General features: G+C 70.3%; 9 protein-coding genes and 1 tRNA gene. 1 reads left to right on the forward strand and 9 read right to left on the reverse strand.

The features are described from left to right. Positions 1-36: 36 nt before the first annotated feature. From lysA to AOM01_RS07845, 8 genes are all read right to left on the reverse strand, one after another. On the reverse strand, positions 37-1,383 hold the full coding sequence (lysA, locus tag AOM01_RS07810) for a diaminopimelate decarboxylase (RefSeq protein WP_439645113.1): 1,347 nt from the start codon (positions 1,381-1,383) through the stop codon (positions 37-39). Next, positions 1,380-3,053, reverse strand: a complete 1,674-nt coding sequence (argS, locus tag AOM01_RS07815) for an arginine--tRNA ligase (RefSeq protein ID WP_062291478.1) — start codon at positions 3,051-3,053, stop codon at positions 1,380-1,382. Before argS ends, lysA begins: the two co-directional genes overlap by 4 nt. A gap of 9 nt (positions 3,054-3,062) precedes the next feature. After that, a complete protein-coding gene (locus AOM01_RS07820) occupies positions 3,063-3,845 on the reverse strand; it encodes an MBL fold metallo-hydrolase (RefSeq protein ID WP_228374251.1) in 783 nt (260 codons plus the stop codon). Between the two features lie 41 nt (positions 3,846-3,886). Next, positions 3,887-4,240, reverse strand: a complete 354-nt coding sequence (locus AOM01_RS07825; protein WP_156155895.1) for a hypothetical protein — start codon at positions 4,238-4,240, stop codon at positions 3,887-3,889. Positions 4,241-4,284: 44 nt separating this feature from the next. After that, on the reverse strand, positions 4,285-7,044 hold the full coding sequence (locus AOM01_RS07830) for a family 78 glycoside hydrolase catalytic domain (RefSeq protein WP_062291484.1): 2,760 nt from the start codon (positions 7,042-7,044) through the stop codon (positions 4,285-4,287). A 3-nt stretch (positions 7,045-7,047) separates the two neighbouring features. Then, on the reverse strand, positions 7,048-7,902 hold the full coding sequence (locus tag AOM01_RS07835) for a carbohydrate ABC transporter permease (protein WP_062291487.1): 855 nt from the start codon (positions 7,900-7,902) through the stop codon (positions 7,048-7,050). Next, positions 7,899-8,837, reverse strand: a complete 939-nt coding sequence (locus tag AOM01_RS07840; protein WP_062291858.1) for a carbohydrate ABC transporter permease — start codon at positions 8,835-8,837, stop codon at positions 7,899-7,901. The genes AOM01_RS07835 and AOM01_RS07840 overlap by 4 nt, the downstream gene beginning before the upstream one ends. A 77-nt stretch (positions 8,838-8,914) precedes the next feature. Beyond that, positions 8,915-10,261 (reverse strand): ABC transporter substrate-binding protein, encoded by a 1,347-nt coding sequence (locus AOM01_RS07845; protein WP_156155896.1) that lies wholly within the window; start codon positions 10,259-10,261, stop codon positions 8,915-8,917. A 220-nt stretch (positions 10,262-10,481) separates the two neighbouring features. Here AOM01_RS07845 and AOM01_RS07850 point away from each other — a divergent pair. Then, positions 10,482-10,554, forward strand: a tRNA-Arg gene (locus AOM01_RS07850). A 319-nt stretch (positions 10,555-10,873) separates the two neighbouring features. Here AOM01_RS07850 and AOM01_RS07855 read toward each other — a convergent pair. Beyond that, positions 10,874-13,138, reverse strand: coding sequence for a beta-glucosidase family protein (locus tag AOM01_RS07855; protein ID WP_062291492.1), 2,265 nt, complete (start codon positions 13,136-13,138; stop codon positions 10,874-10,876). Positions 13,139-13,289 lie beyond the last annotated feature (151 nt).

The raw sequence follows: 13,289 nt of genomic DNA on the forward strand, positions 1-13,289 counted from the left end.
CGAGCGGAGGCGCGGCCGGCGGGACGATGCGCCGGCTCAGTCGGGCGCGACGTCCCAGCTGAAGAGGTCCTCGAGGGTGTCGCGGCGGATCAGCACCTCGGACGCGCCGTCGCGCACCGCGACCACGGCAGGCCGCAGCACCGCGTTGTAGTTCGACGCCATCACGCGCCCGTACGCGCCGGTCGCGGGCACCGCGAGCAGGTCGCCGCGCGCGACGTCGTGCGGCAGGTCGACGTCGCGGACCACGATGTCGCCGCTCTCGCAGTGCTTGCCCACCACGCGGCTGAGCGCCGGCTCCGCCTCGGACAGGCGCGACGCGATGGTGGCGGTGTACTCCGCGCCGTAGGTGATGGTGCGCATGTTGTCGCTCATGCCGCCGTCGACCGCGACGTACTGCCGCGAGCCGCCGTCGTCGAGGCCCACCTGCTTGACCACCCCCACCCGGTAGAGCGTGAGGCCCGCGGGGCCCGCGATCGCGCGGCCCGGCTCGATCGACAGGTGCGGCCACGTGCCGCCCACCTTCGTCACCGCCGCGGCGACGGCCTCGGCCATCCCGGCGGCGGCATCGTCCGGCGTCAGCTCCTCGCCGTGCGGCGTGTACCGGATGGCGTAGCCGCCGCCCAGGTCGACCTCGGGGAGGTCGGCGCCGAGCTCCGCCAGGAAGGCCGCGCGCAGGCCGAGCATGCGCTCGGCGCTCTCCTGGAACGCCTCGATGGACAGGATCTGGCTGCCGATGTGGGTGTGGATGCCGCGCAGGTCGATGCCGGCGGCGTCGTGGCAGGCCACCAGCGCGTCGAAGGCGGCGCCCGAGGCGAGCGACAGCCCGAACTTCTGGTCCTCGTGGGAGGTGGCGATGTACTCGTGCCCGCCGGCATGCACGCCGGTGGTGACGCGCACCAGGACCGGCGCGGTGGTGCCGAGCTCGCGCGCGATCTGGTCGAGGGTCTCGATCTCGGTGAACGAGTCGACGATGATCCGCCCCACGCCCACCTCGAGCGCGCGCCGCAGCTCCGCGTCGGACTTGTTGTTGCCGTGCAGCCCGATGCGCGCCGCCGGCATGCCGCCGCGCAGCGCGAGCTCGAGCTCGCCGCCGCTGGCGACGTCCATGCTGAGGTCCTCGGCGCGCATCCAGCGCGCGACCTTCGAGGACAGGAACGCCTTGGACGCGTAGTAGACGTCCACCTTGGCGCCGTGGCGGCCGAAGGCGGCGGTGAACGAGTCGCGGAACGCGGCGGCGCGCGCCCGCATGTCCTCCTCGTCGACCACGTACAGCGGGGTGCCGTACTGGCCGGCGAGCTCGCGCACGTCGACGCCGCCCACGGACAGGGCTCCGTCCTCGCCGCGCAGCACGGTCCGGGAGAACACGGGCGCGGTCACGGTCACATCCTCTCGGGAGCGGAGACGCCCAGCAGGCGCAGGCCGTTGCGCAGCACCTGGCCGGTGGCGTCGTTGACCCACAGGCGGGTGCGGTGGAGGTCGGTGACCTGCTCGTCGCCCTGCGGGGTGACGCGCGTGCGGTCGTACCACTGGTTGAACGCGGCGGCCACGTCCTCGAGGTAGCGGGCGACGCGGTGCTGCTCGCGGAAGTCCACGGCCTGCGCGATGATCCGCGGGAACTCGCCCAGGATGCCCAGCAGGGCGGACTCGGTCTCATGCGTGAGCAGCGACGGGTCGAAGCCGTCCTCGCGGCGGATGCCGTACTCGGCGGCGTTGCGCGCCACGCCGGCGGTGCGGGCGTGCGCGTACTGGACGTAGAACACCGGGTTCGCGTTGCTCGCGGAGGCGAGCAGGTCGAGGTCGATGTCGATGGTCGAGTCCGCGCTGGAGCGGGCCAGCGCGTAGCGCGCGGCGTCCACCGACGTCGCGTCGACCAGGTCCGCCATGGTGACCACGGTGCCCGCGCGCTTGGACATGCGCACCGGCTGGCCGTCCTTCACCAGGTTGACCAGCTGACCGATGATCACCTCGACCGAGTCGGCGTCGTAGCCGAGCGCGGCGGCGGCGGCCTTGAGACGCGCGATGTAGCCGTGGTGGTCGGCGCCGAGCAGGTAGATGAAGCGGTCCGCGCCGCGCTCGTGCTTGTCGCGGATGTACGCGATGTCGCCCGCGATGTAGGCCGGGTGGCCGTCGGACTTGATGACCACGCGGTCCTTGTCGTCGCCGTACTCGGTCGAGCGCAGCCACCAGGCGCCGTCCGCCTCGTAGAGGGCGCCGGAGTCCTTGAGCTCGGCGACGGCCTTCTCGACCTTGCCGGACTTGTGCAGCGAGTCCTCGTGGAAGTACACGTCGAAGTCGACGCCGAAGTCGTGCAGCGAGCGCTTGACCTCGTCGAACATGAGGTGGACGCCGCGGGCACGGAAGAACTCCTGCATCTCCTCGCGAGGCAGCTCGAGCGGGTCGCGGTCGCCCGCCTCCATCGCCTCGATGAGCACACGGTTGGCCGTCTCCTGGATGTAGTCGCCGCCGTAGCCGTTCTCGGGGGTGTCCTCGCCGAGGATGGCCGCGACCAGGGACTTGGCGAAGTTGTCGATCTGCACGCCGTGGTCGTTGAAGTAGTACTCGCGGATCACCTCGGCGCCGTGGAACTCGAGCAGGCGCGCGAGCGAGTCGCCCACCGCCGCCCAGCGGGCGCCGCCCAGGTGCACGGGGCCGGTCGGGTTCGCGGACACGAACTCGAGGTTCACGGTGTGACCCGTGAGGGACTCACCGCGACCGTAGTCGTCGCCGTAGTCGACGATCCCCTTGGCGAGCAGGCCGGCCGCGTCCGCGTCCAGGAAGATGTTGATGAAGCCCGGTCCCGCGACGTCCGCGGTCGCGATGCCATCGATCACGCGCAGGCGGTCCACCAGGGTCTCCGCGAACTCGCGCGGGTTCGTGCCTGCCTTCTTCGCGAGCTGCATCGCGACGTTGGTCGACCAGTCGCCGTGCTCGCGCTGGCGCGGTCGCTCGACGCGCGCCTCCGGGACGTCGAACGGGGACAGCTGGAAGTCGCTGTCGTCGATGCCGGCCAGGATGGCGGCGCGGATGGTCGCGGAGAGCTCTTCGGGGGTCACCAGGCCATTCTAGGCGTGGGCGGGCGCGCTCCACGCGCGCGGGACGCGCACCGCGGCTCCCCTCTCGAGGAGGACGATGCGGTCGCGGGCCGGGTCGCCCTCGACCGCCCTGCGGAACACCGCGCGGGGCTCGGAGAAGTGCGCCCAGTCGTCCACGTGGACCGGCACCACCGTCGCCGCCGGCCACAGGTCCGCGATCGCGAGGGTGCGGGCGGCGTCCGCGGTGAGCAACGCGTTGTCGAGTCGCGCGACGCGGGCCGCCCCGGCGCACTGCAGCACGATCTCCACGTCGGGGAAGTGATGCGCGACCGCTGCAGCGACCTCCACCTCCGCGTTGTCGCCCGAGAAGTACAGGGTGGGCCAGCCGGCGGCGCTCACCACGAATCCGGTGACCTCCGCGAGCCGGTCGCGCATCTCCGTGGGCCCGTGCTGCGCCGGCACGGCGGTGACGCACACCGGCGCGTGGGCACCGTAGAGCGTGATCGAATGCCACGGCTTGAGCCCCACGACACCCGGCACGCGGGACGATGCGCCGGGCGTGGAGAGCACGTGACCCGCACCTTCCAGCAGGGCCCGGCCCGCGCGGTCGAGGTTGTCCGGATGCTCGTCGTGGGACAGCAGCACCACATGCACGTGGCCGATGTGCTCGGGACCGAAGGCAGGGCCGGTGAGCTTGGTGAGGTTCCCATACTCCCCCGGCGGGTCGAACGTCGGGTCGGTCAGCAGCGTGAGGCCGGCGTAGCCGATCACCACGGTGGGACCGCCTACCAGGGCGAGCTCGACGTCGGGCATGGCACCAGTGTGGCTCGGCCCGCGCATCGTCGCCACGGCGCCTACTCGAGGATCCGCGCGAGCGGGTCCGCGCACTGGACAGGGAAGGACTCCGCGCACGCCTCGACCCATACCTCGAGCCGGGTGCCCACGTCGAGGTCCGAGGCGACCGCGGCCTCGCCGTCGGGGCGCTCGATCGCGCCCTGCTCCGCGAACTCGAACGTGGTGCCCTCGAAGTACTCGTAGCCCGGGTCGGGCGCGAAGCCCACCGCGATCACCCCGGTCGCGTCGTCGACGCTGATCACCGTGCCGATCGCGTCGGGGTCGCGGTCGTCACGCGCATCACCGCCGCCGCGGGGCGCGCACGCCGCGAGGGCGAGCGCGATCGCCACGACGGCGACTGTCCTGCTACGCATGCCTCAGCATGGCACGGCGCGCGCGGCGCCGTGCCATGCATCGGTCACACGTCCGCGAGAGCCGTGTCCAGCGCGGAGATCGCCGCCGGCGGGAGCATCAGCGCGTGCTGACGGAACGTGGCCTGCGGACCCCACTCGACCATGGTGAGGAAGGTCGCCGCGCCGTCCGCCCCGAGCGCCCCCACGAGCGCGCTCTTCGCGGCCGCATAGGCACCGGCGTTGCGGCGGATCTCCACCAGCGGGGTCTCCGAGGAGAATCCCTCCCAAGCGGCCGCCCGCGCCGGGGCGGGCGCCATCCACTCGTGGGTGCCGGATCCGACCGCGACCGGCTCGTCGCCGCCAGGGACGTGCACCAGCGCCGTGGTGTTCGGCGGCACCACCACGCGGATGCGCAGGCTCTCCCCCACCCGCTCCCAGCCGGCCTCATGCGTGCCGTAGGCGGACTCGAAGGTGGCGCGTGCGCGGTCGATCCCGTCGATCGGCAGCGGACGCACCTCGACCCGCCGGTACGCGGGCTCGATCGGGGCCAGCCCGGCGAGGCGCCGGTGCATCCAGTCCGCGATCGCGCCGAGCGCGTAGTGGTTGAAGCTGGTCATCTCGCCAGGGTTGACCGAGCCGTCCTCGAGCATCGAGTCCCAGCGCTCCCAGATGGTGGTCGCGCCCATGGTGACCGGGTAGAGCCACGAGGGGTTCTCGTCGTTCAAGACGAGACGCCCCGCCACATCGGCGTGCCCGGTGTCGGACAGCGCATCCGCGATGAGCGGGGTGCCCACGAACCCGGTGGAGATGCGGTAGCCCGCGCGCTCCACCAGGTCGGCCAGGCGGTCGCCCATCGCCTGACGGCGCGCGTCGTCGACCAGCCCGAAGCCGATCGCCACGGCGTAGGCGGTCTGCGCGTCGGACATGAGGCGTCCGTTCGCGGTGACGTACTGCGCCAGCCAGGCCGCGCGCACGCGGGAGGCGAGGTCGCCGTACTTGCCGGCCGCGGCATCGTCCCCCAGCACCCGTGCCGCCTGCGCCACCACGTCCGCCGAGCGGAACAGGTGCGCGGTCGCGACCAGGTCCTTGTCGGCCTTGGCGTCCGCCGGGTTCTCCGGCGGCGCGGACGGGTCGAGCCAGTCCGCGAACTGGAAGTCGTCCTCCCACAGGAGGTTCTCGCCGGCGCGGCCGGCCATCCAGTCGACCCACCGGGTCATGGAGCCGAACTGGCGCGCGAGCGTGTCGCGGTCGCCGAACCGCTGGTAGAGCGTCCACGGGACCAGCGTCGCGGCGTCGCCCCACGCGGCCGTGCCCACGTGCGCGGAGTCGAGGACGTCCGGGACCACGAACGGCACGGAGCCGTCCTCCGTCTGCGCGAGCTCGAGGTCCTCGAGCCACGAGGACAGGAACGCGTCCGCGTCGTGCAGGAACGATGCGGTGGGCGCGAAGACCTGGATGTCGCCGGTCCATCCCAGGCGCTCGTCGCGCTGCGGGCAGTCGGTCGGGATGGAGAGGAAGTTGCCGCGCATGGACCACACGACGTTCTCGTGGAGACGGTCGAGCAGCGCGTGCGAGGACGCGAAGGTCCCGGTGCGCCGCATGTCGGAACCCACGACGACGGCGGTGACGCTCGCGGGGTCGAGGGTTCCGGGCCAGCCGTCGAGCTGCGCGTAGCGGAAGCCGTGGAACGTGAAGCGCGGCTCCCAGGTCTCGTCGCCCGTGCCCGCGAGGGTGTAGCGGTCCGTGGCGGCCGCGCGTCGCAGGGTGCGCAGCGCGAGCTCGCCGTTCTCGAGCACCTCGGCGTGACGCAGCGTGACGGTGCTTCCCGCCGGTCCGCTGACCCGGATGCGCAGGTGCCCCACGAGGTTCTGACCGAAGTCGAGCACCGTCGCACCCGAGGGCGTGCGGATCACCTCGATCGGGGCGAGCTCCTGGGTGGCGCGCACCGGTGGGCTGGTGCGCGGCACCGGCGCGACGTCGACGGGCGACGATGCGGCGGGCACCCAGGTGGTCGGGTTCTCCTTGCGCGCGTCGACGTGCTCGCCCGCGTAGATGCCCGAGGCGATCACCGGGCCCTCGTCGGTGACCTCCCACGAGCCGTCCGTGACGACCTCGTCGACCGTGCCGTCCGCGTACGTCAGCGTGAGGACGCCGGTGAAGGCGGGCTGCGCGCCGTAGACGTAGCGCTCCTGGCCGTGGAAGCCGAACCGCTCGGAGTACCAGCCGGCGGCGAGGTCGACGGTCAGCGTGCGCGGGCCTTCGGTGAGGAGCGGGGTGACGTCGGTCGCGGCGTAGGTGTCGCGGACTCCGTAGGTGGTCCAGCCGGGCTTGAGTCGCTCGTCGTCGACGGCGACGCCGTCGACGTACGCCTGGTAGACGCCGTGCGCGGTCGCGTGCAGCATGGCCGACACCAGGCCCTCGCGGACCTCGACGGTGCGACGCAGGCGCACCGGGCACTGCTCGGTGCGCGGCCCGGGGTGGCCGATCCAGGTCGCGGGCCAGCCGTCGCGAACGCCGCACAGCACCGGCACCTCGTCGCTCCACGGCGACCACCCGGTGTCACGGGAGTGCACGCGCACCCGGACGGTGCCGCGCTCACCGTCGCGCAGCGGCGCGAACGGCCACGCGACCAGCACGGACGCGGCGCCCGAGATCTCGCGGATGAGCGCGCCGTGCGGGCCGGTCCACGAGACCTCGGCGGACTGCTGGGTCCAGCCGGGCGCCGCGGTGGCGGTGGCCCAGGAGAGCCGGGGGGTCCGAGTCATCACGACGGTGCCGAAGGCTCCGGAGTCGACGCTGACACGGACGGTGGTGCTTTCAGGCATGAGTCACCCCTTGACGGCGCCGGACGTCATGCCGGCGACGATCTGACGGTTGAAGAAGATGTACATGAGGAGCATGGGCAGCGTGATGAGCAGGATGTCCATGAAGAGCAGGTTCCACGAGGTCGAGAACTGGCCCTGGAACGCATAGAGCGTGGTCTGCACCGTCGCGCCCTTGTCGCCCGGCAGGAAGTACAGGGGGTTCTGGAAGTCGTTGAAGACGAACACCGACTGGACCACGACCACGGTGACGATCACGGAGCGCAGCAGCGGGAAGATCACCTTGAAGAACAGGCGGATCGGGCCGGCCCCGTCCATGATCGCGGCCTCGTCGAGCTCACGCGGGATGGTCGCCACGAAGGCACGGAACATGAGGATGCAGAAGGCCATGCCGAACGCGACCTCGATGAGGATGAGGCCGTGGAGAGTCTTGTAGATGCCCAGGCCCTGCATCACCCAGATGGTGGGCACCACGGCCGGGGGCACGATGAGCCCCGCGAGCACCAGGAAGCTGATGAGACCGTTCCACCTGGACCTGCGGCGCTGCAGCACGTAGCCGACGAGCGCCGAGACGACCACCATCAGCGTGACCGAGCCGACGGTGAGGATCGTCGAGTTGATGAACGCCGTCACGAGGATGTAGTCCCGGGCCTGCACCACCTCGACGAGGTTCTCGAAGAAGCGCCATTCGGTCGGCCATGAGAACTCGAGAAGCGAGGCCTCCTGGCCCGTCTTCGACGCCGTGAGGACGATGAAGATGAACGGCACGATGAAGACGACGGTCGTGACGACGATGCCGGCAAGACCGCCGGCCCACTTGTACGTGCGGTTGAGCTTCGGGGTGCTCGTTGCGGTGGTCACTGGTCGACCTCCTTGCGGTTGAGGAACCAGAACAGCGGCACGACGATGACCGCCACCAGGACGAAGAGCACCACGTTGCCCGCCGTGGACAGGCCGTAGAACCCCGCCTGGTACTGCTTGTAGACCATCGAGGCGAGCACGTCCGAGCTGAACCCAGGTCCGCCGTTCGTCATGGTCCAGATGAGGGCGAAGGACCTCAGACCCCCGATGAGGGACAGGATGATCACCGTGGTGGTCGCGGGACGCATGAGCGGAAGCGTGATGTTCCAGAACGACTTCACAGCGTTCGCGCCGTCGACCTTCGCGGCCTCGAAGTACTCCTGGGGGATCGCGACGATTCCGGCGATGTAGATGAGGGTGGCGATGCCGACCCCCGACCAGACATCGACGAACGCGACCGAGTAGAGAGCGAGGTTCGGGTCGGTGAGCCAGCCCGGTCCCTCGATACCGAACACGGCGAGCGACTTGTTGATGAGGCCGTCGAACGGGTCCATCAGCACCGAGAAGGTGACACCCACGCCCACCGCCGAGACCAGCACGGGGAAGAACACGACGCTGCGGAGGTAGCCGCGCGCGATGATCTGGCTCGAGAGGAAGACGCCGATCAGGAGCCCGAGGACCACCTTCAGCCCGGAGGTGATGGCCGCGTAGATGAGCGTGTGGATCAGGCTCTGGAAGAGGAAAGGCTCCGAGAAGAACGTCTGGAAGTTCTCCAGGCCCACGAACTCGGAGTCGAAGATGGTCCAGCGCGTGAGCGAGAAGTAGAAGGACGTGAACGTCGGCACCACGAAGAGGCCGATGTAGATGATCGCCGCCGGAAGGTAGAACCACATGGGGTACGGGCTGCGCTTCTTGCCGCGCCGCTTCCTCGCGGTGGGCTCCGGCTCGGCGGGCCATGCGGAGGCGGAGCCGGTCTGAGACGTCGTTGTCGTCATGGTCATGAGTCTCTCCTGAGGGGGCGGTGGGCCCGGCGAGGCCGGGCCCACCGCGTGTCGGTGAGGGAACCCTCAGGTCACCAGCCTTCGAGGCCCAGCTGCTGGGCCTGCTTCTCGACGTCCTTGTCGTACAGCGCGGCGCCGTCCTCCGCGGAGCGGATGCCGGAGCCCACCTCGACGGTGATCTGCTCGAGGGCCGGGCCCTTGATGGGCGAGAGGAACTCGAGCGCCGGCTGGGTGTTGCCCGCGTCGAAGTACGGCAGCATGTCCGCCACCATCTGCGGCACGTCGTCGGGCAGCGTGCAGCCGTCGACGAAGTACGGGCCCTGGGCACCCACGGCCTCGGTCTGGATGTCGCAGGCCTCTGGCGTCGCCACGAAGTTGAGGAAGTCCTTCACGGCGTCGGCGTGCTCGGTCGTGGCCGGCGCGTAGATGCCCGCGGACAGCCACGTGGTGAGCGGGCTGTCGCCCTCGTCGCCCGGCATCGCGAAGAAGCCGACGTTCGCGACGTCGTCGGGCGAGTTCGCCTGAAGCTCGGAGAGGGCGAAGCTGAGCATCGGGTAGTGAGCACCCTCGCCCGACGCGACCATGCGCACGCCGTCTGCGAAGCCCGCGGACGCGAAGTCCTTGTTGAGGTAGCCGGCCTCGAACACCTCCTGCTGGTGCGTGAAGCCGTCGATCGCCGGCGGGCCGTCCGCGTACTTGACCTCGTTGGCCGTGTACTTGTCCGCCCACTCGGGGTCGACCGCGAGGACGTTGGCGAAGTCGCCCAGGACGAACAGCTGCGACGTCCACGTCTCACCGAAGGTCTGGATGACGGGAGCGGCGTCGCCCGCGTCGAGGATCGCCTGGTTGTTCGCCATGAACTCGTCCCACGAGGTCGGGATCTCGAGACCGAGCTCCTCGTAGAGGGGGATGTTGTACATGACGCCGCCACCCATGGCGGTGCCCGCGGGCACGCCGTAGAGGCTGCCGTCGGCCGTCACGCCCGCCTTGAACGTGTCGGAGATGGCACCGGCGTTGGGCAGGTCGTCGATCGCGAGGAGCGTCTTGGTGGGCGCGAGCGCCTGGAAGAGCGAACCGGAGTTGTACCAGAAGAGGTCCGACATCTCGCCGGTCTGGAGGCGGGTCTTGACGATGTTGTCGCCGTCACCGCCCTGCGGACGCTCCTCGATCGCGAAGGTGACCTCGGGGTGTTCGGCGGTGTACGCCGCGGTCAGGGCCTCGACGATCCCCACCGTGGTCTCGGTGCTGTCGACGAGGAAGCTGAGCTCGACGGGCTCCATCGCCTCGGTGGTCTCGGCGCCACCGGCGGAGCCGGACGGTTCGGGGTCGCCCCCCGAGGAGCAGGCGGCAAGGCCGAGGGCCGAGACCGCGAAGACGGCCGGGAGCGCGTAGGCACCGCGGCGGAGACGGAAAGGCATCATTGTCCTCCTGTTCCGGCGGGCACCATTGCCCTGCCGTTGAACCGATTCAAGCATGGGGGTCCTTGGTCCCGCAAGGGTTTGTGTAACGATTCAATAACGAGAGGGTCTCGAGCGGGCGCTCCTTCGCCTCCGCGGGTGGAGATCGACGTGTTCGCGGGCCGTGTCCGCACGGGTGCGCCCTGCTGATATCCTCATTCGGCCCGGCCAGTCCGGGCATGCCCCCGTAGCTCAGCGGATAGAGCGCCGGTTTCCGGTACCGTAGGTCGCAGGTTCGATTCCTGTCGGGGGCACTCTTCGACACCGGATGTCGACGCACGCAAGGCCCCTCGCACGAGGGGCCTTCGTCGTCTCCGGAGCGGCCGCCACGCCGTGTTTCGCGGTCCCCGCATCGGGCCGAGCGATCCCCCGCGCCAGGCTGATGCACCGGTGCACAGATCGGGCAGGATTTCGGGTCTCGTGGATCACCGGAGCCGGCCGCCGCGCCGCTTCGTACCCCACGCACAGGAAGCCGGAGCCCGCGGCATCCAGGCGACCCCCGCATCGTCCCAGAGCGATCCGGACAGCACGGGAGGCCCGAGGCGTTCGCCTCGGGCCTCCCGCACCACGCTCCTACTTCTGCGTGAAGGTGTCCTCCAGCACCGTGTCGACCGAGCCGCCGACGTGCACCGTGAAGGTGCCCTTGGCGGTGGTCCACGCACCCGCGGACTCGTCGAAGTACTGCAGCAGGCGCAGGTCCTCGAGGTCGTCACCGGTGAACGTCACCTGGACGTTCTTGTGCTGTCCGGGCTCGAGCGTCACGTGCTGCCATCCGGCCAGCCGCTTGGACGGCTCCCCCGCGGAGGCGGGCAGCTCGAGGTACACCTGAGCGATCTCGGTCGCGGCGGTGTCGCCCGTGTTGGTCAGCCGGAAGCGGACGCGCACGTCGTTGGTGCCCTGGTGCGACGTGGGCGTGATCTGCAGCTTCGAGTACTCGAAGTCCGTGTAGGTGAGGCCGTGGCCGAAGTCGAACAGCGGGTCCACGCCGTTCGCCTCGAACCACCGGTAGCCCACCTCGAGCCCCTCGGTGTACTCGACCTGGCGGATGCCGTTGATGATCTCGACGCCTGGGTACTGCTCCGCGGTGAGGAGCGGGCCGGTCGCGAGGTCGGGCGTGAACGCCATCGGCAGCTTGCCGGACGGCGCGACGTCCCCGAAGAGGAGCGACGCGAGTGCGGGTCCCACCTGCTCGCCCGCGTGCCACGCCTCCATGACGGCCGGGACGTCGTCGAGCCACGGCATCTCCACCGCGCTGCCGGTCTGCAGCACCACGACGGTGTTCGGGTTCGCGGCGGCGACCGCCTCGATCAGCGCGTCACCACCGTTGTCGAGCACCATGTCGGCCATGTCCGAGAACTCGCCCTGGTTGGTGTAGCCGAACACGATTGCCACATCCGCGGCAGCGGCATCGGCCGCGACGCTGGCGAGGTCCGCCCCGCCGTTGAACGTCACCGAGGCGCCGTCCTGAGCGGCGCGCGCCGTGATCGCGGTGAGCGGATCGACGATGGCGCTGCAGTTGAGCACGTTGCCCGTGGTTCCCGTGCTGCAGGCCCGCGTCGCGCTGATGCCGTTGGTCGGGGTGGTCGACGCGGTCGCACCGATGATCGCGATCGAGTCGCCCGAGGCGGGGGCGAGCGGGAGCGCGTCCTCGTTCTTCAGCAGCACCATCGACTTCTCGGCGATCTCACGCGCGAGCGCCTTGTGCTCCGGCGTCGACGCGTTCGCGACGGGGGTCGCGGGGAGCGGGTGGTCGAACACGCCCTCGCCGATGAGCGCGGTGACGACCCTCATCGCCGCCTCCTCGATGCGCTCCTGCGTGATCTCGCCGGCCGCGAGGGCCGCATCGAGACGCGCCGGCGTGAACCACTTCGGCCGGTTGAGCTCCTGATCCATGCCCGCCATGAGCGACGCACCCGTCGAGTGCACCGAGCCGAAGTCGCTCATGATGTAGCCGTTGAAGCCCACCTCGTCCTTGAGGACGACCTGCTGGATCGGGTCCTCGCAGGCCCACACCCCGTTGACCTGGTTGAACGAGCACATGATGCTGCCCGGGTCGGAGTCCGTGACGGCGATCTCATAGGGAAGGCTGTAGATCTCGCGCGCCACCCGCTCCGACATGTTCGACGAGCTCGCCGAACGATCGATCTCCTGCTCGTTCGCGTAGTAGTGCTTGAGGTTGGCGACCACCGGCTTGGAGGGGTCGTTCTCGTCCTCCATGCCGCGGATGGTCGCGCCGGCGAGCAGCCCCGACAGCACCGGGTCCTCGCCGAAGTACTCGGACGTGCGCCCGGACAGCGGCGCGCGGGCGCTGTTGACGCCGGGACCGAGCACGACGTTGCGGCCCTTGTCGAACGACTCGTCCGCGATCGCGGCGCCGCGCGCCACCTGCAGGTCGAGGTCCCAGGTCGCCGCGTTCGCGACGGGCACCGGCCATGCGGTGGTGCCCGCGGTGCGGTGCACACCCTCCGAACCGTTGGTGTACACGACCTTGGGCGTGCACTCCACCTGGGCCGGGTAGATCACCGGCAGGGTGTCCCCGGGGAACCCGTCGCCGACGTTGCTCGGGTTCCACTGCACGCGGGTCGGGTCGTTGGCCGGCTGCTCCACCAGCCAGCGGTAGATCTGGTGCTGCGAGCTCGCGTCGAGAAGCGCCTCGGCACGCTGCTCGGCGGTCAGGCTCGTGTCCATCCAGGGGACGGTCGAGCAGTCGAGGGGCTCGTCTGCGGCGGTCGCCGTGGTTGCGATCGCGGGGACCGCGATGGCGCCCGCGGCCAGGACCGTGAGCGCGGCGGAGGCGCGGCGCCGCTGGCGCCCGCCCGGTGTCAGTCGTGGGGACATTGATGCTCCTTCTCTCGCCTTTGAGAGACCTTGCGGCCAGGTTGAACCGCTTCAACCCGGTTGGAACGTATCAACCGAATACGGACGTCGCAACATATAGCGGCTGTTAACGAGCACATTTCGCAAAACGAAACGTTTCAGCGTCGACGGA

It is taken from the genome of Demequina phytophila (genome assembly GCF_000971135.1).
In the GTDB taxonomy this organism is placed as follows: Bacteria; Actinomycetota; Actinomycetes; order Actinomycetales; family Demequinaceae; genus Demequina; species Demequina phytophila.

Bases quoted from the DNA above. Each gene is read 5' to 3' on its own strand.
- AOM01_RS07855 (WP_062291492.1), bottom strand. From the start codon at position 13,138: ATGTCCCCACGACTGACACCGGGCGGGCGCCAGCGGCGCCGCGCCTCC.
- AOM01_RS07820 (WP_228374251.1), bottom strand. From the start codon at position 3,845: ATGCCCGACGTCGAGCTCGCCCTGGTAGGCGGTCCCACCGTGGTGATC.
- AOM01_RS07830 (WP_062291484.1), bottom strand. From the start codon at position 7,044: ATGCCTGAAAGCACCACCGTCCGTGTCAGCGTCGACTCCGGAGCCTTC.
- AOM01_RS07845 (WP_156155896.1), bottom strand. From the start codon at position 10,261: ATGCCTTTCCGTCTCCGCCGCGGTGCCTACGCGCTCCCGGCCGTCTTC.
- AOM01_RS07840 (WP_062291858.1), bottom strand. From the start codon at position 8,837: ATGACGACAACGACGTCTCAGACCGGCTCCGCCTCCGCATGGCCCGCC.
- AOM01_RS07825 (WP_156155895.1), bottom strand. From the start codon at position 4,240: ATGCGTAGCAGGACAGTCGCCGTCGTGGCGATCGCGCTCGCCCTCGCG.